Annotated in this window: 18 protein-coding genes; 9 read left to right on the top strand and 9 right to left on the bottom strand. The window is 72.2% G+C overall.

Translation table 11 applies throughout. The features are described from left to right. The first annotated feature begins 208 nt into the window (after positions 1 to 208). The 5 genes from ctaE (at position 209) to AC24FB_RS14330 (ending at position 5,461) form a co-directional block, all read left to right on the top strand. Positions 209 to 844 carry an aa3-type cytochrome oxidase subunit III gene (gene ctaE, locus AC24FB_RS14350; protein ID WP_425713316.1) on the top strand — a complete coding sequence of 212 codons (636 nt, stop codon included), beginning with the start codon at positions 209 to 211 and terminating at the stop codon, positions 842 to 844. 90 nt (positions 845 to 934) lie between these two features. Continuing rightward, a complete protein-coding gene (qcrC, locus tag AC24FB_RS14345; RefSeq protein ID WP_425713315.1) occupies positions 935 to 1,720 on the top strand; it encodes a cytochrome bc1 complex diheme cytochrome c subunit in 786 nt (261 codons plus the stop codon). After that, positions 1,717 to 2,817, top strand: coding sequence for a cytochrome bc1 complex Rieske iron-sulfur subunit (gene qcrA / locus AC24FB_RS14340; RefSeq protein ID WP_425713314.1), 1,101 nt, complete (start codon positions 1,717 to 1,719; stop codon positions 2,815 to 2,817). The genes qcrC and qcrA overlap by 4 nt, the downstream gene beginning before the upstream one ends. After that, positions 2,814 to 4,544, top strand: a complete 1,731-nt coding sequence (qcrB, locus tag AC24FB_RS14335) for a cytochrome bc1 complex cytochrome b subunit (protein WP_425713313.1) — start codon at positions 2,814 to 2,816, stop codon at positions 4,542 to 4,544. The genes qcrA and qcrB overlap by 4 nt, the downstream gene beginning before the upstream one ends. Positions 4,545 to 4,840: 296 nt before the next feature. After that, the gene (locus tag AC24FB_RS14330) at positions 4,841 to 5,461 is read left to right on the top strand and encodes a superoxide dismutase (protein WP_425713312.1); all 621 of its coding nucleotides are present in this window, start codon (positions 4,841 to 4,843) and stop codon (positions 5,459 to 5,461) included. A gap of 89 nt (positions 5,462 to 5,550) precedes the next feature. Here the strand turns inward: AC24FB_RS14330 and AC24FB_RS14325 are convergent, their stop codons facing one another. The 7 genes from AC24FB_RS14325 to AC24FB_RS14295 all read right to left on the bottom strand — a co-directional run bounded on the left by AC24FB_RS14325 (position 5,551) and on the right by AC24FB_RS14295 (position 13,251). Beyond that, on the bottom strand, positions 5,551 to 6,030 hold the full coding sequence (locus tag AC24FB_RS14325; RefSeq protein WP_425713311.1) for a cytochrome c oxidase subunit 4: 480 nt from the start codon (positions 6,028 to 6,030) through the stop codon (positions 5,551 to 5,553). After that, positions 6,027 to 7,784, bottom strand: a complete 1,758-nt coding sequence (gene ctaD / locus AC24FB_RS14320) for an aa3-type cytochrome oxidase subunit I (RefSeq protein ID WP_425713310.1) — start codon at positions 7,782 to 7,784, stop codon at positions 6,027 to 6,029. The genes AC24FB_RS14325 and ctaD overlap by 4 nt, the downstream gene beginning before the upstream one ends. After that, positions 7,784 to 8,680: an aa3-type cytochrome oxidase subunit II gene (gene ctaC, locus AC24FB_RS14315; protein ID WP_425713309.1), complete on the bottom strand. Its 897-nt coding sequence runs from the start codon at positions 8,678 to 8,680 to the stop codon at positions 7,784 to 7,786. The genes ctaD and ctaC overlap by 1 nt, the downstream gene beginning before the upstream one ends. 271 nt (positions 8,681 to 8,951) lie before the next feature. Next, positions 8,952 to 9,986, bottom strand: a complete 1,035-nt coding sequence (locus AC24FB_RS14310) for an FKBP-type peptidyl-prolyl cis-trans isomerase (RefSeq protein WP_425713308.1) — start codon at positions 9,984 to 9,986, stop codon at positions 8,952 to 8,954. A gap of 85 nt (positions 9,987 to 10,071) precedes the next feature. Next, positions 10,072 to 10,422 (bottom strand): HesB/IscA family protein, encoded by a 351-nt coding sequence (locus AC24FB_RS14305; RefSeq protein WP_425713307.1) that lies wholly within the window; start codon positions 10,420 to 10,422, stop codon positions 10,072 to 10,074. Positions 10,423 to 10,582: 160 nt separating this feature from the next. Beyond that, the gene (locus AC24FB_RS14300; protein WP_425713306.1) at positions 10,583 to 11,887 is read right to left on the bottom strand and encodes a glycerate kinase; all 1,305 of its coding nucleotides are present in this window, start codon (positions 11,885 to 11,887) and stop codon (positions 10,583 to 10,585) included. 2 nt (positions 11,888 to 11,889) lie between these two features. Then, positions 11,890 to 13,251 carry a dipeptidase gene (locus AC24FB_RS14295; protein ID WP_425713305.1) on the bottom strand — a complete coding sequence of 454 codons (1,362 nt, stop codon included), beginning with the start codon at positions 13,249 to 13,251 and terminating at the stop codon, positions 11,890 to 11,892. A gap of 205 nt (positions 13,252 to 13,456) precedes the next feature. Between AC24FB_RS14295 and AC24FB_RS14290 the strand changes: the two genes are divergently transcribed. Next, positions 13,457 to 14,086 (top strand): DUF3043 domain-containing protein, encoded by a 630-nt coding sequence (locus AC24FB_RS14290; protein WP_425713304.1) that lies wholly within the window; start codon positions 13,457 to 13,459, stop codon positions 14,084 to 14,086. 22 nt (positions 14,087 to 14,108) lie between these two features. On the opposite strand, the gene AC24FB_RS14285 is transcribed toward AC24FB_RS14290, so the two are convergent. After that, positions 14,109 to 15,083 (bottom strand): AEC family transporter, encoded by a 975-nt coding sequence (locus AC24FB_RS14285; RefSeq protein ID WP_425713303.1) that lies wholly within the window; start codon positions 15,081 to 15,083, stop codon positions 14,109 to 14,111. Beyond that, entirely contained in the window at positions 15,080 to 16,114 is a 1,035-nt protein-coding gene (locus tag AC24FB_RS14280; protein ID WP_425713302.1) for a quinone-dependent dihydroorotate dehydrogenase, read from the bottom strand. The genes AC24FB_RS14285 and AC24FB_RS14280 overlap by 4 nt, the downstream gene beginning before the upstream one ends. Positions 16,115 to 16,170: 56 nt before the next feature. Here AC24FB_RS14280 and AC24FB_RS14275 point away from each other — a divergent pair, with 56 nt between their 5' ends. The 3 genes from AC24FB_RS14275 (at position 16,171) to sucB (ending at position 21,093) form a co-directional block, all read left to right on the top strand. Beyond that, entirely contained in the window at positions 16,171 to 17,634 is a 1,464-nt protein-coding gene (locus tag AC24FB_RS14275) for a leucyl aminopeptidase (RefSeq protein ID WP_425713301.1), read from the top strand. Between the two features lie 177 nt (positions 17,635 to 17,811). Next, the gene (lpdA, locus tag AC24FB_RS14270; RefSeq protein ID WP_425713300.1) at positions 17,812 to 19,188 is read left to right on the top strand and encodes a dihydrolipoyl dehydrogenase; all 1,377 of its coding nucleotides are present in this window, start codon (positions 17,812 to 17,814) and stop codon (positions 19,186 to 19,188) included. A gap of 27 nt (positions 19,189 to 19,215) precedes the next feature. After that, entirely contained in the window at positions 19,216 to 21,093 is a 1,878-nt protein-coding gene (gene sucB, locus AC24FB_RS14265; protein ID WP_425713299.1) for a 2-oxoglutarate dehydrogenase, E2 component, dihydrolipoamide succinyltransferase, read from the top strand. Positions 21,094 to 21,186 lie beyond the last annotated feature (93 nt).

Raw genomic sequence — 21,186 nt, 5'->3', positions numbered from 1 at the left:
ACAAGTCCGGTGCCCGGCGGCCCGGCACGGCCGGGCTGCCCCGCACATCGTAGGCCCGCCGCGCCGCGCCACCCGGCCGTGGCGCGACCCACAGACCGCCGGGACCGGCCGCCTCCCCCGCGGGTACCACGTCGCGCGGCCGTCCCGACCTGTCGGCGCGCCGACGGGAGAGGTCCGCGCACCTCCTCGGGTGGGTCATAATGACCGGGTGTCGTCTACCTCTGCACCCGCCCACGTCCCGGGAACGGTGAACCGGCCGAACCCGCTGTCGGTCGGCGTCATCGTCTGGCTCAGCTCGGAGCTGATGTTCTTCGCGGGACTGTTCGCGATGTACTTCACGCACCGGTCCGTCGCCGGACCGGAGGCGTGGTCGGACGAGGCGTCCGTCCTCAACTTCCCGTGGGCGCTGAGCATCACGATTATCCTCGTCGCCAGCTCCTTCACCTGCCAGATGGGCGTGTGGGCCGCCGAGCGGTTCCAGCAGTCCCGCACCGGCTCGATGCTCGACATCCGCCGCTGGGGCATGAACGAGTGGTACGTGCTCTCCTTCGTCCTCGGCGCGATCTTCGTCGCCGGTCAGACGACCGAGTACATCGAGCTCATGCACCACGGCGTGACGATCCAGGCGAGCTCGTACTCGTCGGTCTTCTACATCACGACCGGCTTCCACGCGCTGCACGTCATCGGCGGGCTCATCGCGTTCCTCTACGTCCTCGGCCGCTCGTACCAGGCCAAGGTCTTCGGCCACCTCGAGGCCGGCTCCGCCGTCGTCGTGTCGTACTACTGGCACTTCGTCGACGTCGTCTGGATCGGCCTGTTCATCATCATCTACGTCATCAGATAGCGTCGCCGGGGCGCGGCACGGAAAGGTCCGGACCAGCCCCGACATCCCACGACCCCCACCACCGCACTCACCACCGAGAGGTCGAGAATCGTGAAGGCACTCGCCGCCCGCAGGAGGAGCCGGTACGCACCGGTCATCCTGCTCCTGCTCGCACTGCTGATGACGGGCGGGGTCCTCGCCCTCGTCGACGCGGGCACCGCGGACGCGACGTCCGCCGAGAGCTCCTCGGAGGACGCCGAGGCCGGCGAGCGGCTGTTCCAGGCCAACTGCGCCACCTGCCACGGCCTCGACGCCACGGGCACGGACATCGGCCCGTCGCTCGTCGGCGTCGGCGCGGCGAGCGTCGACTTCCAGATGGCCACCGGCCGGATGCCGATGCGCATGAACGGCCCGCAGGCCCCCGCCGGCAACCCGAGCTTCACGCCCGAGGAGATCAACCAGGTCGCCGCGTTCGTCGCGGCCCTCGGCCCCGGCCCGTCGGTTCCCACCGCCGAGCAGGTCGACCCGGAGATGGGTGACGCCGCCAACGGCATGGAGCTCTTCCGCACCAACTGCGCGATGTGCCACAACGCGGTCGGCGCCGGCGGCGCCCTCTCGGAGGGCCGGTACGCGCCCGCCCTCGACGGCTCCACCCCGACCGAGATCTACGAGGCCATGCTCACCGGCCCGCAGTCGATGCCGGTGTTCAACGACGCCAACATCACCCCCGAGGGCAAGCGGGACGTCATCGCCTACCTCGTCGCGCAGCGTGACGTGTCCGTGGGCGGGCTCTCGCTCGGCTCCGTCGGCCCCGTCAACGAGGGCGTGTGGGTGTGGATCGTCGGCATGGGCGTCCTCGTCGCCGCCTCGGTCTGGATCGGAGCGAAGTCCTCGTGAGCACCACCCCCCACAACGACCACCACCGCGAGGTGGCGACCGGCCGCGAGAGCGACTCCGCGGTCGCGGTCCAGGAGCGGTTCGAGAACCCCGGCCTGGCCCCGCACAAGCACCGCCTGGGCGACTCGGACCCGGCCGCCGCCAAGCGGTCCGAGGCCATCGTCGTGGCCCTGCTGACGATCTCGATCGTCGCGTCGGTCGCCGGCATCGTCCTCTACGTCGTCCTGCCGCTCAACGCCGAGATGATGAGCGTCCGGCTCTCCAACCTCTCCCTCGGCCTGGGCCTCGGGATCGGCGCGCTGGGCATCGGGATCGCGGCCGTCCACTGGGCGAAGTCGCTGATGAACGACGAGGAGCAGATCGAGGAGCGCCACTCCGTCGCGTCCGGCGCCGCCGAGCGGGCCGAGGCGCAGCAGATCCTCCAGCGCGGCGCGGACGACTCGAACATCGCCCGCCGACCGCTGCTCAAGGGCGCGCTCGCCGGCGCCCTCGCCCTCGCCCCGCTCCCCTTCGTCGTGCCCCTGGTCGGCAACCTCGGCCGGGACTGGGACGTCGACAAGTTCCGCCACACGATCTGGGGCGACACGCCCGAGGACGCCGACCCGAGCTTCTTCGGCGAGACGGCCGACGGCCGCGTGGGCCGCCGCCTCGCGATCGACCCGACGGGCGACCCGGTGCAGGCCTCCGCGGTCACGCGCGGCTCGGTCTTCCACATCGTCCCGCAGGGCATGGACGCCGAGGAGCACTACTACGAGGAGAAGGCCAAGGCCGTCGTCATCCTCGTCCGGATGGACCCCGGCATCATCACCGAGGCACCCGAGCGGCAGGACTGGAGCTACGACGGCATCGTCGCGTACTCGAAGATCTGCACGCACGTGGGTTGCCCCGTCGCGCTCTACGAGCAGACGACGCACGAGCTGCTGTGCCCGTGCCACCAGTCGACGTTCGACATGACCGACGGCGCGAAGGTCGTCTTCGGCCCGGCCAAGCGCCCGCTGCCGCAGCTGCCGATCGCCGTCGACACCGAGGGCTACCTCATCGCGACCGCCGACTTCGACGAGCCCATCGGGGCGAGCTACTGGGAGCGTCTCAAGTGACCACGACCGCCACCCCCAACGCGCTGCCCGCCTCCGCGCCGCGGACCGCGGCCGGCAAGGCCGGCGTCATGCTCGACGAGCGTGTCGGCGGAGCGAAGCTCGTCAAGGAGTTCGCCCGCAAGCTGTTCCCCGACCACTGGTCGTTCCTGCTGGGCGAGATCGCGCTCTACAGCTTCATCACGCTCATCATCACGGGCATCTTCCTCACGATGTTCTTCGTCCCCTCGATGGGCCACACCGTCTACCCGGAGGACGCCCTCCCGGTGACGATGCAGGGCGTCGAGATGTCCGAGGCGTTCCGCTCGACCGTCTACATGTCCTTCGAGGTCAAGGGCGGTCTGCTCATGCGGCAGATCCACCACTGGGCCGCCCTGCTGTTCATGGCGTCGATCGTCACGCACATGTTCCGCATCTTCTTCACCGGTGCGTTCCGCAAGCCGCGCGAGATCAACTGGCTCGTCGGCTTCGGCCTGATGATCCTCGGCCTGCTCGCCGGCTTCTCCGGCTACTCGCTGCCGGACGACGTCCTCTCGGGCAACGGCCTGCGCATCGCCGACGGCGTGGCGAAGAGCATCCCGATCATCGGCAGCTACGCCAGCTACGGGCTGTTCGGCGGGGAGTTCCCGGGCACCGACATCATCCCGCGGCTGTTCACGGTGCACATCCTCATCATCCCGGGGCTCATCCTCGCGCTCGTCGCCGTCCACCTCATGCTCGTCGTGGTCTACAAGCACACGCAGTACCCCGGCCCCGGCCGGACCGAGAAGAACGTCGTCGGGTTCCCGCTGTTCCCGGTCTACATGGCCAAGGCGGGCGGCTTCTTCTTCGTCGTGTTCGGTGTCCTCGCGCTCATGGGCGCGACGATGTCGATCAACAACGTGTGGAACTACGGGCCCTACGACCCCTCCCCCGTGGGCGCCGGCGCCCAGCCCGACTGGTACATGCTCTTCCTCGAGGGCGCGCTCCGGCTCATGCCGGGGCAGACCGAGGTCGTCATCGGCGGGTTCACGATCCCGTTCAACGTGCTCGTGCCCGGCGTCGTCATCCCCGGCATCCTCTTCGGGCTCCTGGCCATGTGGCCGTTCATCGAGCAGTGGGTGACCGGCGACCGCCGCGAGCACCACGTCCTCGACCGCCCGCGCAACGTGCCCGTGCGCACCGCCGTCGGCGTCATCATCATCGCCGAGTTCGGGCTGCTGTTCGCGGCCGGCTCGAACGACATCATCGCCACCCACTTCGACCTGTCGATCAACCAGATCACGTGGGCGTTCCGGGTCGCCTTCTTCGCGCTCCCGTTCATCCTCTTCCCGCTCGTCAAGCGCATCTGCCTCGCGCTGCAGCGCCGGGACCGCGAGCTGGTCCTCGAGGGCCACAACACCGGCCGGCTCGTCCAGCTGCCCGACGGCTCGATGCACAGCTGGCACCGCCCCCTCGACGAGCACGAGCGCTGGACGCTCGTCGGCTACGAGGCCGGTCGCCCGGTGCTCGAGGAGCCCGAGGTCGACGAGAACGGTGTCGACCGGCCTGCGGGCCAGCGCGGCCCCGGCAAGCTGCGCCGGGCCTTCTCGAGGTGGTTCTACGAGGACCGCGTCGAGCCGGTGACGCCCGCCGAGCTCGCCGAGGCCGAGACGCACCGCCACGGCCTCGTCGAGGGCACGGACCCCGCCGAGGAGCACCACGAGGAGCCGCCCGCCTCGCTCTCGAGCGCGCGTCTCATCCGGGACTGACCGGCACCTCGACCACCGGCACGACGACGAACGGCGTCACCCCACGCGGGTGGCGCCGTTCGTCGTCGTCCGGCCGTTCGCGCGCCGAACCACGCACGCGGGCCCTCGCCCCGGACGCGATCTCGCGGCGGGAGCGCGGACCGGGCGGGCCTTCCCCGCTCCCGCCGGTCCGAAGGTGCGCGGGCTCACGGAACCGGGAACAATGGGGAGCACGTGCTGTTGCAACTGGTGAGCGGGCCCGCAGCCCGTGAGCACGACACACCCGGCCCCGGCCGGCGAGACGATGGAGGACATGCATGACGTACACGCTTCCCGAGCTCCCCTACGACTACGCGGCGCTCGAGCCCCACATCAGCGGCAAGATCATGGAGCTCCACCACTCCAAGCACCACAACACCTACGTGACGGGTGCCAACACCGCCCTCGAGAAGCTCGCCGAGGCCCGCGAGTCCGGTGACCTGGCCGCGGCCCCGAAGCTCGAGAAGGACCTCGCGTTCAACCTCGGCGGCCACATCAACCACTCGATCTTCTGGAAGAACCTCTCCCCGGAGGGCGGCGGCCAGCCCGAGGGCGAGCTCGCCGAGGCGATCAAGGACTCGTTCGGCAGCTTCGACAAGTTCCAGGCGCACTTCACCGCCGCCGCCACGTCGATCCAGGGCTCCGGCTGGGCCGTGCTCGCCTTCGACTCGGTGTCGAACAAGCTCGTCGTCTTCCAGCTCTTCGACCAGCAGAACAACGTGCCCGTCGGCACGCTCCCGCTGCTCATGCTCGACATGTGGGAGCACGCGTTCTACCTCGACTACCTCAACGTCAAGGCGGACTACGTCAAGGCGTTCTGGAACATCGCGAACTGGCAGAACGTGGCCGAGCGCCTCGCCAAGGTCCAGGCCTCGGCCGGCGGCCTCGTCGTCGCCTGACGCTCCTTCCGTACGACGAACGGGCCCGGCCCCTCCTTGCGTGGAGGGCCGGGCGCGTTTGTCGTCTGCGGCGCCGTGGCGCCCATGGATCAGTGCGCGTGGATGCCGCGGTTGGCCTCGTACATCTGGCCGGCGACGCCGACGATCGCGATGACGAAACCGATACCGGTGAGCCACCAACCGGCCGCGATGCCGACGAACCCGAAGGTCGCTGCGACGCCGAGCACGAGCGGCCACCACGACCGCGGGGCGAAGTCGCCGATGTCGCCGGCGCGGTCGGCGATCTCGCCGTACGGGTCGTCCTCCCAGCGGGTCGCCGCGTCGGTCGTGCGCGCGGTGAGCCACAGGTAGACGGCGACGAAGCCGTTCATCCCGCCGAGCAGGAGGAAGCCGACCGTGCCGACGGACTCGAAGTCCGCGACGATCGCGTACGCGACGCCGCACAGCGTGAAGAAGACGGTGAGCGCCGTGAACATGACGATCTCGACCCGCATGGGGCGGATCTCGCGCTGCTGCTCCTCGATACCGATGGGGTCCGTGCTGCTCCCGTCGGGCTGCTGCGCCGTCATCGCTGGACCTCCTGGTCGTTCGTCGACGATCGTCGCCCGTGGCCGGCCGCGGCGAGCACCGACTCGTCGGGCGCCGTGTGCTCCATGGCGGTGACCTCCGGGTGGTGGAGGTCGAACGCCGGCCGCTCCGAACGGATCCGGGGCAGCGACGTGAAGTTGTGCCGCGGGACCGGGGAGGCCGTGGCCCACTCGAGCGAGTTGCCGAAGCCCCACGGGTCGTCGACGAACACGGTACGCGGGCCGCGCATCGTGACGTAGACGTTGATGAAGAAGAAGATCGTCGAGCTGGCGAGGATGAACGCGCCGACCGTCGAGATCTGGTTGTAGAGCTGGTACCCGTCCTCGACCATGTAGTCCGCGTAGCGGCGCGGCATGCCCTGGGCACCGAGCCAGTGCTGGACGAGGAACGTCGTGTGGAAGCCGATGAACGTCAGCCAGAACGTGATCTTGCCGAGCGTCTCGTTGAGCATCTTGCCGGTCCACTTGGGGAACCAGAAGTGGATGCCCGCGTACATCGAGAACACGACCGTGCCGAACACCGTGTAGTGGAAGTGCGCGACCACGAAGTACGTGTCGTGAAGGATGAAGTCCAGCGCGGGCGCCGCGAGGATGACGCCGGTGACGCCGCCGAAGACGAAGGTGGTCATGAACCCGAGCGCCCACAGCATCGGCGTCTCGAAGGTCAGCTTCCCGCGCCACATCGTGCCGATCCAGTTGACGAACTTCACGCCCGTCGGGACCGCGATGAGCATCGTCATCAGCGAGAAGAAGTCGAGCATCACCCCGCCGGTCGTGTACATGTGGTGCGCCCACACGGTCATCGACAGGGCGGCGATGGCGATCGTCGCGTAGATGAGCGTCTGGTAGCCGAACACGGGCTTGCGGGAGAAGACCGGGATGACCTCGGAGATGATGCCGAAGAACGGCAGCGCGATGACGTAGACCTCGGGGTGGCCGAAGAACCAGAACAGGTGCTGCCACAGCAGCGCCCCGCCGGCCTCCGGATTGAAGATCTGCCCGCCGAGCACGCGGTCGAACCCGAGCCCGAACAGCGCGGACGCCAGCACGGGGAACGCCATGAGCACGAGCAGCGAGGTGACGAGCGTGGTCCACGTGAAGACCGGGACGCGCATCATCGTCATGCCCGGGGCGCGGTAGCAGATGATCGTGGCGATGAAGTTGACCGACCCGAAGATCGTGCCGAAACCGGTCATCGCGAGGCCGACGACCCACAGGTCACCACCCAGTCCGGGCGAGAACGCCTCGGTCGACAGCGGGGTGTAGGCGGTCCAGCCGAAGCTCGCCGCGCCCTGCGGGGTGAGGAACCCGGCCACGACGACGATGCCGCCGAACAGGTAGAGCCAGTAGGCGAACATGTTGAGCTTGGGGAACGCGACGTCCGCCGCGCCGATCTGCAACGGGACCATGATGTTGCCGAACGCCGTGAACAGCGGCGTCGCGAACAGGAACAGCATGATCGTGCCGTGCATCGTGAAGAACTGGTTGTACTGCTCCGCCGACTGGAGCATGAGGCCGGGCGAGAAGAGCTCGAGCCGGATGACCAGGGCGAGCAGACCACCGATCGCGAAGAACACGAACGCGGTGATCAGGTACATGTACCCGATCGTCTTGTGGTCGGTCGAGGTGATCCAGTCGACGATGATCTTGCCCATCGACTGCTTCCGCGGTCGCAGCCCGGGGACGAGCTCACCGCCGTCGGACGTGTGTGCCGACTCCTCGATCGTGGTCGCCATCAGTTGCCCTCGCTCGCGCTCTCGACCGGGTAGCGGGGCAGGTCGTAGTCACGCCCCAGCTCCGCGGGCAGATCGCCCACCCAACCGTTCGCCCGGTACTCCTCCATCATCGCGTCGTACTCCTCCTGCGGGACGACCGCGACGTTGAACAGCATCTCGCTGTGGAACTCGCCGCAGAGCTCGGCGCACTTGCCCGAGTATACGCCCTCGCGGGTGGGAGTGAGCTCGAAGGAGTTCGTCCGGCCCGGGATCATGTCGACCTTGTAGAGGAAGGCCGGGATCCAGATCGCGTGGTTGACGTCGCGGGAGTGCACGACGATCTCGACCGTCTGGTCGACCGGGAGGTACAGGGTCGGGAGGGTCTCCTCGACGCCCTCCTCGCCGGTGAGGTCCATGCGGCCGCCGGAGTAGTACACGCCGTCGGTGGTGTAGACGAAGTCCCAGCTCCACTGCTTGCCGTAGATGTCGATGACCAGGTCCTCCTCCGCGGAGGTGTCCTGCATCGTCGCGGTCGAGGACTGCGAGAAGTAGAAGAGCGTGCCGACGAGGAGCACGGGGACGACCGTGAACATCATCTCGAGCGGCACGTGGTAGCGGGTCTGCACCGGGAGGCGGTCGTCGTTCTTCCGCTTGCGGTACACGACGATGCACACGAGCGTCATGATCCAGACGGCGGCGCCGACCGCCAGGGCGGCGAGCCAGGTCCCGTTCCAGAAGCTGATGAGCTGGTCGGTCTTGTCCGTCATGTCCCGCGTCGACGGCAGGAAGCCGACGTCGAGGCCCATCCCCTCCTCCGAGGGACCGTTCTCTCCCGCGCAGCCGGCGAGCAGCAGGCTCGCCGTCACGGCCGCGGCGAGGAGCGGCGTTCGCCGCTTGTGGGACTGAGTACTCCGCACGGTGGACCTTTCCCGACGTCTTGATCAGCTGGGCCGGCCGTCCGCCCCGGGCAGCGGCCGCACAGCCGTGGTGGAGCGGGACGTAGGCCCGTCCGGGCCACCTTACCCCGCCGTCACGACGCAGCGTCGCCATCGCCCGCCCGATCGGATCCCGCGTGTTGCACCCGGTGGGGCGGCGTCCCGGCGTCGGCCGGGTATCGACGGGACGGCCCCCGGCGGCGCGTCCTGCGCGCTGCCGGGGGCCGTCCGAGGTGTCGGTCCGAGGATGGGGTCAGGAGGCGCTCTCCGACGGGCTCTCGGCGCCGGAGCCGGACTCCGAGCCCGACTCGGACGGGGACTCGCCGCCCTCGACCGGTGGGCCCTCGACGGCGCCGACGACGTCGAAGACGAAGGCCGACGACGGGACGCCCTGCTCGGCCAGCGCCGGGGCGAGGACGACGACCCGGGACCCGACGGGGACCCCCGTCAGCGCGTCGGCGACGCTGCCCATGCCCACGGGCTGAGCCATGACCGACCCGAGCTCCCAGGTCGACTCGGTCGTCGAGCCGTCCCACGAGGCGGCGGCGTACTGGAGGACCACCGTGCTGCCCGGCGTCTCCGGGACCGGGTCGCCCGAGCCCTCGGCGATGACGTGGGTGGTCATCTCGGTGGGCTCCTCGGCGCCCTCCTCGACCGCGATGGTCGCGGCGCTGCCGAGGTCCCCCTCGATGGTGACGGGCAGGTCGGGGGCCGGCTCGACCGGGGTCGCGTCGGCCTCCGCCTGCGCGTCGGGCGCGAACGTGTCGACCACGTCGACGACGAAGAGCAGCGTGTCCTCCGGACCGATCCCGGCCGCGGGCTGGCCGGTCTCGCCGTAGCCGTCCTCCGGCGGGATGGAGATGACCACGCGGTCGCCCACGTGGGTGCCCGTCAGTCCCTCCTTCCAGCCCGGGATGACCTGGTTGAGGGAGAAGGCGGTGGGCGCTCCGCGGTCGAACGAGGAGTCGAAGACCTCGCCGTCCCAGATCTGACCCGAGTAGTTGGCCACAACCACGTCGTCCGCGCCGACCTCGGCGCCGTCGCCCTCGACCACGACCTCGGTCTGCAGGGTCTCGGGCGCGCCGCTGCCGGGGAACTCGACGACCGGGGTCTCGCCGACCTCGGTGCTGACGGTCGGCAGGTCCTCGCCGGCCGGCGTGGCGGCCTCGCCGTCGCTGGGCTGCTCGGAGCCGTCGGTGCTCTCCTCCTCGTCCGAGCCGGTGCAGCCGGCGAGGGCGAGGGAGGCGCCGAGCAGGGCGGCGGTCACGAGTCGGATGGGTCGGCGCACAAGATCTCCGTCTGGGTCGGGGTCTGGGGGTGTCCGGGCAGCACAACGGCGCGCCGACGGGTGCGTCGGCGCGCCGTGGGGCCGGTCAGTGGAACGAGTCGCCGCAGGCGCAGGAGCCGCCGGCGTTCGGGTTGTCGATGGTGAAGCCCTGGCGCTCGATGCTGTCGGCGAAGTCGATCGACGCGCCGTCGAGGTACGGGGCCGACATGCGGTCGACGATCACCTCGACGCCGTCGAAGTCGCGCACGAGGTCGCCGTCGAGCATGCGCTCGTCGAAGTGCAGCTGGTAGATGAGGCCCGAGCAGCCGCCGGGCTGGACCGCCACGCGCAGGCGCAGGTCGTCGCGCCCCTCCTGGTCGAGCAGGCTCTTGACCTTGGCAGCGGCGCCGTCGCTCAGGTTGACACCGTGCGCCTGGTCGATCGTCGTGTCCGTCATGGGACGTCCTTCCTCGCAGTTCGTCTCCGGCCCGGGCCGGTCCCGGGTGCAACGCCCGCTCGGCGCGCGTTGTTCCCGCGCTCACAGGGTACGTCTCCGGTGCACCGGAACGGGAGAGGCGGATGCGTCACGTCAACGCCGACCCGACGACGTCAGAGAATCAGGGCCTGGACCATGTCCTGGCGAGCCGGGCGCCCCGGTCGACGAGCGCGCGGCGCAGGGCCACCGGGTCGTCCGCCGCCGGCGCCTCGTCCGGGTGCCGGCCGGGCACGAGCGCGGCGGTGGCGGAGACGCCCGTCGGGGCGAGCTCTCGGCGCGAGGACGAGACGGTGCGCCCCACGGCGACGACGGGGAGCGCACGGGCCGCCGCGGCCCGGCCGACGGTCGCGAGCACCGAGCGGCGCGCCTCGTCGGGGCCCACCTCCGAGGCGGACGTGACGACCAGTCCCACGCCCTCCAGCTCGTCGAGCGCGTCGGCCAGACCGAGCTCGTCGGCGACGACGTCCGCCCCCTCGAACGCCCGGGCGCCGAGCGCCAGCAGGGCGAGTCCCGCCCCTCCCCCGGCGCCGCCACCGTCGGTGCGGGTCGTCAGGCGAGCGTCGGCTGCGGGCGCGGCGTGCGCGTGGCCCGCGTGCGCTGCCGCCGCACCCGAGGCGTCCGGCGGTCCGGCGAGCGGGAGGGAGGTCCGGCGCGGCAGGTCGGCGGCCGCGCGCAGGATCTGCTCCGCGGCCCGGCCGGTCCGTCCGTCGAGGTCCTGGGCGGCCACGGGGTCCAGGCCGTGCCGCTCGGCGAGCTGGGCCCCCGTGCCGTGCAGGCCCGTGAGCGGCTCGTCCACGCCGAGAGCGAGCACGACGTCGAGGCCCGCCAGCCGGTCGGCCGCCCGGCGCACCCGTTCGGCGAGATCGTCGATGGCCGACGCGTCGCCGGGCACCGGACCGGTCGGCGAGTCAGGTCCCGCGCCCGCGGCCCCGTCCGCGTCGAGCCCGCGCCCGCCGATCGTGCAGTGGCCGTCCTCGTCGGGGCCGGGGACGCCGAGCTCGTGGACGAGGCCGGACCCGGCGTCGTGCACGCCCGCCGGTCCCAGGCCGACGACCACCCGGCCCGCGCCCGCGGCGGCGGCGTGCCGGAGCAGCACCCCGAGCCCGGCGCTGCTGCCGCGCTCGAGCGACTCCGCCACGCGCCCGCCGACGAGCCGGGCGCCGAGGACGTCGTCGGCGTCGATCCACCAGGTGCTACCCGTCCGGGCGAGCCCGGCGGGGATGTCGTCACCGAGCGGTCCGGGGACCACGACGACCTCGCGCCCGGCGGTCGGCAGGACGTCGAGCAGGCCCGCCGAGCCGTCGGACAGCGGGAGCTCGCGGACGTCGTCGTCGGGCCGCTCGACGCCCCAGCCCTGCGCGAGGGCGGCGGCGACCTCGCGGGCCGGGAGAGCACCGACCCGGTCGGTGGCCAGCAGGACCCGCACGGTTACAGGGTCCCGCCGAGCCGGGCGAGCAGCAGGGCCTCGGCGAGGACCGCGCGGGCGTGCTCGCCCACGTGCAGGGACTCGTCCTCGGAGTGCGCCCGCGAGTCCGGGTCCTCGACGCCGGTGACGAGGATCTGCGCGTGCGGGAACGTCTCCTTGAGGTCGGCGATGAACGGGATCGAGCCGCCCATGCCCTGGTGGACGGGGCGCCGGCCCCACGCGTGGGCGAGGGCCCACTCGGCCGCCTCGGTGGCCGGGCCGCCACCGCTGCCGTCGAAGCCCGGGCCGGACTCGACGACGGTCGTCGTCACCTGCGCGCCGAGCGACGCGCGGGACTCGAGGTGGTCGGTGAGGGCGCGGGCGGCCTCCGCCGGGTCCTGCCCGGGCGCCACGCGGAGCGAGATCGCGGCACGCGCCGCGGGGATGAGGGTGTTCGACGACGTCGCGACGGGCGTGGCGTCGAGGCCGATCACGGCGATCGCGGGCTTGTTCCACAGGCGCGCCGCGAGCGGCCCGGAGCCGGCGAGCCGGACCTCGTCGAGCATCCCCGATGACGTCCGGAAACTCTCCTCGGGGTAGTCGACGAGCTCGGCGTCGGAGACGTGCAGCCCGTCGACGGCGACCTCCCCGTCCTCGTCGTGCAAGGTCGAGATGAGCCGGGCGAGGGAGGTGACGGCGTCGAGCGAGGGGCCGCCGAAGAGGCCGGAGTGGACGGCGTGGTGGGCGACCCGGACCTCCACCTCGACCTGGACGACGCCCCGCAGGGAGGTGGTCAGCGCCGGCGTGCCCACGTCCCAGTTCGAGGAGTCGGCGACCACGATGACGTCCGCGGCGAGCGCGTCGCGGTGCTGGGTGAGGAACGAGCGGAACGTCGGCGACCCGATCTCCTCCTCGCCCTCGACGAACACGGTGACGTTGACCGGCAGGTCGTCGCCGAGGATCCGCAGCGCGCCGACGTGCGCGAGGATCCCCGCCTTGTCGTCCGCCGCGCCCCGGCCGTAGAGCCGGTCGCCGCGCAGCTCGGGGACGAACGGGTCGTCCGTGGACCAGCCGGCGGACTCGCCCGGGGGCTGGACGTCGTGGTGCGCGTAGAGCAGCACCGTGGGCGCCCCGGGAGGGCCCGCCTTGTGGCCGAGGACAGCGGGTCGGGAGACGGCGCCGTCGTCGGTGGTGGCCTCCGCGATCCGGACGTCCTGCATCCCGGCGCCCCGCAGCAGCCCGGCGACGGCCTCCGCGCTCACGCGGACGGCCGCCTGGTCGAACGCGGGGTTCGACACGGACGGGATGGTCACGAGCTCGGAGAGCTCGGCGAGGACCCGGGGGTAGTCCTGCTCGGCACGGGCGATGAGGTCGTCGATGGTCACGCCACGAGGCTAGGCGACGCGGCGCGGGCCGCTCCCCACGGCGTCCACCCGCCGACGCCCCCAGCCCCACCCCACGACCTCGGGAGCCGGTCCCTCCGGTCCTCGCGTCCCGCCCGACCGGCCACCCGCGACCGGCGCGGTCCGTGTGCCCGGAGCCACGCCGCCACCCTCCCGGGCCGCCGGACGGGTCGACTACCCTGCTGAGGTGAGAATTCGCCGCACAGACGCGTCCCCCGCAGCGCCCGAGGACGACGGCGCCGCCCCGGAGGTCGTGGACGAGCGGCCGGCCGCCGGCACCACGCCGCGCAAGGGCCGCCCCACGCCGACGAAGGCCGAGGCCGCCGCCCGCAACCGCCAGCCGCTGGTCGTCAACGACCGCAAGGCGGCGCGCCAGCGGGCGAAGGCGGAGCGCAACAAGGCGTTCGCCCTCCAGCAGGAGGCGATGCGGACGGGCGACGAACGCTACCTGCCCGCCCGCGACCGCGGGCCCGCGCGGCGTGCGGCGCGCGACTGGATCGACGCCAAGTTCCTGCCCTCGCAGATCTTCCTGCCCGGGGCGTTCGTCATCATGCTCGGCATGCTGATCGTCGGGCAGTTCTTCCCGGGCTACGAGGGCGTCATCGTCATGTCGATGTACGTGCTCCTCGTCCTGTCGATCGTCACGTCGGTCATTGCCGTGTTCCTCATGAAGCGCCGCCTGGTCGCCGAGCACGGCGCGCGCTACCAGAAGGGCACCGTCTGGTACGCGTTCATCCGCTCGATGTACCCCCGCTTCCTCCGCCAGCCCAAGCCGCAGGTGCGCATCGGCGGGGAGCCGGTGCGGCCGAAGCAGTAGCGGTCCGCGGGGCCTCGCGCCCCTAGCCCAGGACCGCCGCGATACCGAGGATCGCCGGGAACGAGAGCACCGTGGTGACGACGATGCCGTCGCGGGCCAGCTGCTCGCCGCGGCCGTACTCGCCGGCGATGACGAAGATGTTCTGGGCGGCCGGGAGGGCGCAGACGACCGCGACCCCGAGCGTGGCTGTCCGGTCGAGCCCGAGCGCGAGGGCGACCCCGACCCCGACGGCCGGCATGAGGACGAGCTTGACGACGGTGATCCAGGCGACCTCGGCCCAGCCGCCCTCGCCGATCCGCGGGCCGAGCCGGAGCGAGATGCCGAACGCGACGAGGATCGCGGGGATCGTCATGTCCCCGAGCATCGACAGCGGGGTGTCGATCGTCGTCGGCAGCTCCCAGCCCGTCGCCGAGAGCACGATACCGACGGCGGTGCCGAGCAGCATCGGGTTGGCCAGCGTCTGCAGGGCGGCGCGGACGGGCCCGGCGCCCCGAGCCTTCGCAGCGTCCGCGCCCCGCCCCTGCTCGCGGGACTCCCCCGCCCCGCCGCGCCGGGCCCGCGAGACCTCGAGCACCGTGATCATCAGCGGCTGGACGAGGACGAGCTGGATCAGCACCATCGGGACCACGACGGTGGGGTCGTCGAGCGCGAAGATCGCGAGCGGCAGCCCGAGGTTGATGGCGTTGACGAACCCGACGAGCGACGCGGCGACCGTCGTGCTCACCAGGTCGCGCCGGAGGATCAGGCGCGCCGGAACGGCGACCAGGAGGGAGGCGACGACGACCGCCAGGAGCTGGGCGAGGGCGGCGCCGGAGACGATGTCGCCCAGGTCGGCCGCGCCGACGACCCCGACGAGCAGGGCCGGGACCGCGACCCAGAACACCACGGTGCTCAGCGCGCGCTGCACCCCGAGGTCGACGATCCCCAGGTGGGCGAGCAGCGCGCCCGCGCCGATGAGGACGCCGATCGTTCCGAAGGCGTCGAGGACGCCGGTCATGCCTGGCGCGCGAGCCTGCCCGGCAGGAACGGGCCCTGCTCGACGAACGACGAGTAGATCTGCACGAGGTCGGCGCCGGCACCCAGCATCGCCCGGGCGTCGTCGACGGAGCCGATGCCGCCGACACCGATGATCACCCGGTCCGGCCCGAGCCGCCCGCGCAGCCGCGCGACGATCTCCCGGGAGCGCAGGGTGAGCGGGGAGCCGGACAGTCCTCCGGCGCCGAGGTCGTGGTCGATGGTCGTGTTCGTCGCCGAGACGCCCGCCAGGTCGAGGTCGAGCGCGAGGTCGGCGACCGCGTCGACGTCGGCTGGCGCGAGGTCGGGCGCGATCTTCACCAGCAGCGGCACGCGACGGTCCGCGGCGTCGTCGGCGGCCCGCTGGACCGCGGTGAGGATGGGGCGCAGCGCGTCGACGTGCTGGAGCTCCCGCAGGCCCGGCGTGTTGGGCGAGGAGACGTTGACGACCAGGTAGTCCGCCCACCGCGCGAGCACGCGGGCCGAGTGCTCATGGTCGGCCACGGAGTCCTCGACCGGGGTGACCCGGGACTTGCCGATGTTGACCCCGACGACGACGCCGCGACCCTGCCGGGTCGAGCGCATCTCGCGCAGCCGCTGCGCGAGCACGTCGGCGCCGGCGTTGTTGAAGCCCATCGCGTTGCGCAGGCCGTGGAGCTCGGGGTGGCGCCACATCCGCGGGCGAGGGTTGCCGGGCTGGGGGTGCGCGGTGACGGTCCCGACCTCGACGAACCCGAAGCCGAGGGCGTCGAGACCGAGGATCGCGCGCCCGTCCTTGTCCATCCCGGCGGCCAGACCGACGACGGACGGCACCTGACGGGCGAACGGGCCGTGGGGCGCGGGCGCGAGAGGGACCGCGGGGGCCCGCCCGACCGTCGCCTTGAGCAGGCGCCGCACGGGCTCGACCCTGCCGGCCGCGGCGATGGCCCGCAGCGCGGCGACGTGGGCCTCCTCGGGGTCGACGCGCGTGAGCAGGCGGCGGTAGATCGCGGGGTACGGGTCGGGCAGGGGCACGGGCGCAGCCTAGGCGGGCCGCCCGGGGCGTCGCACGGTCGTCCTACCCTGGAGCGGTGACCACACTTGAGACCAGCACGAAGTCAGCGACCACGATCACGGCCGACGTCGTCGTCGTCGGGGTCGGCACCACCGGCCACGGGCCCGCGCTCGTCGGGAGCGACGCGCTCGGCAGGCACCACGGGGCGCTCACCGACCGCCTCGCGGCCCTCGGCGTGACGGGGAAGCCCGATCAGGTCGTGCGCGTCGCCGCCCCGGAGTCCTGGAAGGCACCCGCCGTCGTCCTCACCGGGGTCGGACCGGTCGAGGAGGTCGACGCCGAGGCGCTGCGCCGCGCGGCCGGCGCCGCCACGCGCTCGCTGTCCGGCGTCGGGCACGCCGTCCTCGCCCTGCCGGCGCGGGACGCCGCGGACGCCGGGGCCGTCGCCGAGGGCGCCCTGCTCGGCGCGTTCTCCGCCGGCACCTACCGTTCCGAGCCCGAGACGCCCGTCGAGCGCCTCACCCTCGCGACCGTCAAGGGCAAGGAGATCGACGCCGCCGCCGACCGCGCACGGATCGTCGCCGGCCACGTCAACGCCACCCGCGACCTCGTCAACGCCTCCCCCGGCGAGCTCTACCCCGAGTCGTTCGCCGACCGGGCGAAGGAGCTGGCGCGGAAGACCAAGGTGACCGTCGACGTCCTCGACGTCGCCGCGCTCGAGGCGGGCGGCTACGGCGGCCTCGTCGGCGTCGGGAAGGGGTCGACGCGCGGGCCGCGCCTCGTCACCGTCAGCTACGCGCCGAAGCGCGCGAAGAAGCGGTACGCGCTCGTGGGCAAGGGCATCACCTTCGACTCGGGCGGCCTCTCGCTCAAGCCGCCGAAGTCGATGGAGACGATGAAGTCCGACATGGCCGGTGCCGCCGCCGTCCTGCACACCGTGCTGGCCGCCGCCGAGCTGGGTCTCCCCGTCGCCGTGACCGGCTACCTCCCGCTGGCGGAGAACCTCCCCAGCGGCACGGCGCAGCGTCCGTCCGACGTCCTCACCCAGCGCGACGGCACGACGGTCGAGGTGACGAACACCGACGCCGAGGGGCGGCTCGTCCTCGCGGACGCGCTCGTCGACGCCGTCGCCGCGAAGCCGGACGCGGTGCTCGACATCGCCACGCTCACCGGCGCCCAGGTCGTCGCCCTCGGCGACCGCACCGCCGGGATCATGGGCACCGACGACGCGCGCGCCGACGTCGTCGCCGCCGCGGACGCCGCCGGGGAGGCCGCCTGGCCGATGCCGCTCCCGCCGGAGCTGCTCGACGGGCTGAGGTCCCCCGTCGCCGACCTCAAGAACTCCGGCGAGCGCGCCGGCGGCATGCTGACGGCGGGCGTCTTCCTCCAGCAGTTCGTCGGGGACGCCCCGTGGGCGCACATCGACATCGCCGGGCCCAGCTACAACTCGGCGAAGCCGTTCGGCTACACCCCGGTCGGCGGCACCGGGTACGGCGTGCGCACGATGCTCGGCTACCTCGAGGCGCGCGCCGCCTCGTGACCGGGCGGCGGGGGCTCCCGGCGCGCGCCGGGAGCCCCCGCCGTGACACGATCGACCGTGAAGCGCCCTGGCGCTCGGCCCATCGGCGGGACGGGCCATCCCGGGCGGCTACGGTTGGACCTGTTGACATGGCGGCCCCGTGAGGTGGACCGCCGAGCCTGCGGCAAGGAGAGGCACGTGGCAGACCAGGAGTACGACATCGTCATCCTCGGAGCGGGGAGCGGCGGTTACGCCGCGGCCCTGCGTGGGGCGCAGCTCGGGCTGAGCGTGGCGCTCGTCGAGGCGGACAAGCTCGGGGGGACCTGCCTGCACCGCGGCTGCATCCCCACCAAGGCGCTCCTCCACGCCGCCGAGGTGGCCGACGAGATCGCGCACTCGGAGACGTTCGGGGTCAAGGCCTCCCTCGACGGCATCGACATGCCCACCGTCAACGGCTACCGCGACGGCGTCGTCGGCAAGCTGTACAAGGGGCTGCAGGGCCTCGTGTCCTCCGCCTCGATCGAGTACGTCACCGGCTGGGGCACCCTCGTGGCGCCCAACACCGTCGAGGTCGGCGGTCGCCGTCTCGTCGGTCGCAACGTGATCCTCGCTTCCGGGTCCTACTCGAAGTCGATCCCCGGCCTCGAGATCGGCGGCCGGGTCATCACCTCCGAGCAGGCGCTCGAGCTCGACCACGTGCCGAGCTCGGTCGTCGTCCTCGGCGGCGGCGTCATCGGCGTCGAGTTCGCGTCGGTCTGGAAGTCGTTCGGCGCGGACGTGACGATCATCGAGGGCCTGCCCAACCTCGTCCCCAACGAGGACCCGGCCGTCTCCAAGGCGCTCGAGCGGGCCTTCCGCAAGCGGAAGATCACCTTCCACACCAAGGCCCGCTTCTCCGGCGTCACGCAGAGCGACTCCGGCGTCACGGTCACCACCGAGGACGGCAAGTCGATCGACGCCGACTACCTGCTCGTCGCCGTCGGCCGTGGCCCGGCCACCGCGAACCTCGGGTACGAGGAGCAGGGTGTCGCGATGGACCGCGGGTTCGTCCTGACGAACGAGCGCCTGGCGACCAGCGTGCCGGGCGTGTACGCGGTCGGCGACATCGTGCCGGGCCTGCAGCTCGCGCACCGGGGCTTCCAGCAGGGCATCTTCGTGGCCGAGGAGATCGCCGGCCTCAACCCGGTCGTCATCGAGGAGGCGAACATCCCGCGCGTCACCTACTGCGACCCGGAGATCGCCTCCGTGGGCCTCACCCAGCCCCAGGCCGAGGAGCGGTTCGGCAAGGACAACGTCGAGACCGTCGACTTCAACCTTGCCGGCAACGGGAAGTCGGGCATCCTCGGCACCACCGGCTTCATCAAGCTCGTCCGTGAGAAGGACGGGCCGATCGTCGGCTTCCACGGCGTCGGCGCCCGCATCGGTGAGCAGATCGGCGAGGGCCAGCTCATCGTCAACTGGGAGGCCTACCCCGAGGACGTCGCCGCCCTCGTCCACGCGCACCCGACCCAGAACGAGGCCGTCGGAGAGGCGGCACTCGCGCTCGCCGGCAAGCCCCTGCACTCCCACAACTGAGCCCGCGCCTAGGAGAAAGCACCCACCATGTCTGAATCCGTGAAGATGCCCGCGCTGGGCGAGTCCGTCACCGAGGGCACCGTCACCCAGTGGCTCAAGGCCGTCGGCGACACCATCGAGGTCGACGAGCCCCTGCTCGAGGTCTCCACCGACAAGGTCGACACCGAGGTCCCGTCGCCGGTCGCCGGAACGATCGAGAAGATCCTCGTCGAGGAGGACGAGACCGTCGAGGTCGGTACCGACCTCGTGGTCATCGGCGACGGCTCCGGCGGCGGTGGCGCCGACGACGCTCCCGCGCAGGAGGAGGCTCCCGCCGAGGAGCCGTCCGAGGAGCCGGCGGACGCGGCCCCCGCAGAGGAGGCTCCCGCCGAGGAGCCGGCGGACGTGGCTCCGGCGCAGGCCGAGGAGCCCGCCCAGGCCGAGGAGCCCGCCCAGGAGGCGGCGCCGGCGACCGCGTCCACCGGTGGTGGCGGCGGCCAGGAGGTCACCATGCCGGCGCTCGGCGAGTCTGTCACCGAGGGCACGGTCACGCAGTGGCTCAAGGCCGTCGGCGACGAGGTCGCCGTGGACGAGCCCCTCCTCGAGGTCTCGACCGACAAGGTCGATACCGAGGTGCCCTCCCCGTTCGCGGGCACGCTCACCGAGATCCGGGTGAACGAGGACGAGACCGTCGACGTCGGCGCCGTGCTCGCCGTCATCGGCGGCGACGCCGGCGGGTCGGCCGCGGCCCCCGCCGAGGAGGCCGCACCGGCCCCGGCGCAGGCCGAGGAGCCGAAGACCCAGGAGCCGAAGGCCGAGGAGCCGAAGGCCGAGGAGAAGCCCGCACCGGCCGCTCCCCCGGCCGAGGCGCCCGCTCCGGCGGCTCCGTCCGCTCCGGCCGCCGAGAAGCCTGCTGCTCCGGCGCCCCCGGCGCAGGCACCTGCTGCTCCGGCGCAGGCCCAGGCTGCCCCGCCCGCGGACGCCGAGGGCGCCGCGTCCTACGTCACGCCCCTCGTGCGCAAGCTCGCCCGCGACCGCGGGGTGGACCTGTCCACGGTGACGGGCTCCGGCGTCGGCGGTCGGATCCGCAAGCAGGACGTCGAGGCCGCGGCCGAGGCCGCTGCCCAGGCGTCGGCGGCCCCCGCGGCCGCTCCGGCGGCCGGCGCTCCGGCCGCCAAGGCGCCGACGACCGTCCCGGCGGCCTCCACCCTGCGCGGCACGACCGAGAAGATGTCCCGCACCCGCAAGGTCATCGCCAAGCGGATGATGCAGTCGATGCAGACGACCGCGCAGCTGACCACGGTCGTCGAGGTGGACCTCACCCGCATCGCCGACCTGCGGGCCCGCGCGAAGTCGACCTTCCAGGCCAACGAGGGCGTCAAGCTCACGTACCTGCCGTTCCTCGTCAAGTCGGCCACGGAGGCGCTCAAGGCGCACCCGAAGCTCAACGCCGAGATCGACGGCGAGAACATCGTCTACCACGACGCCGAGAACATCGGCATCGCGGTCGACACCGAGAAGGGCCTCATGGTCACGGTCGTCAAGGACGCCGGCGACCTCACGCTCGGCGGCATCGCCAAGCGGATCGCCGAGCAGGCCGAGCGGGCCCGCACCGGCAAGGTCACCCCGGACGACGTGAGCGGTGCGACCTTCACGGTCACCAACACCGGCTCCGGCGGCGCGCTGTTCGACACGCCGATCGTCAACCAGCCCGGCGTTGCGATCCTCGGCACCGGGACGATCACGCGCCGCCCGGTCGTGGTCAAGGACGCCGACGGCAACGAGGCGATCGCCATCCGCTCGATGATGTACCTGGCGATCAGCTACGACCACCAGCTCATCGACGGTGCGGACGCCGCGCGGTTCCTCCAGACGATGAAGGCGCGGCTCGAGGAGGGCTCCTTCGAGGGCGACCTCGGCCTCTGACCCGACCTCAGGGACCACGGACGGGCCCCGCAGTCACCGAGGGTGACCGCGGGGCCCGTCCGCGTCGAACCTCGACCGCGCACCCGTCGGGCT

This window comes from Georgenia sp. Z1344 (genome assembly GCF_057652375.1).
Note: the sequence above shows the minus strand (reverse complement) of the source record. Positions and strands in the feature narration are given on the sequence as shown.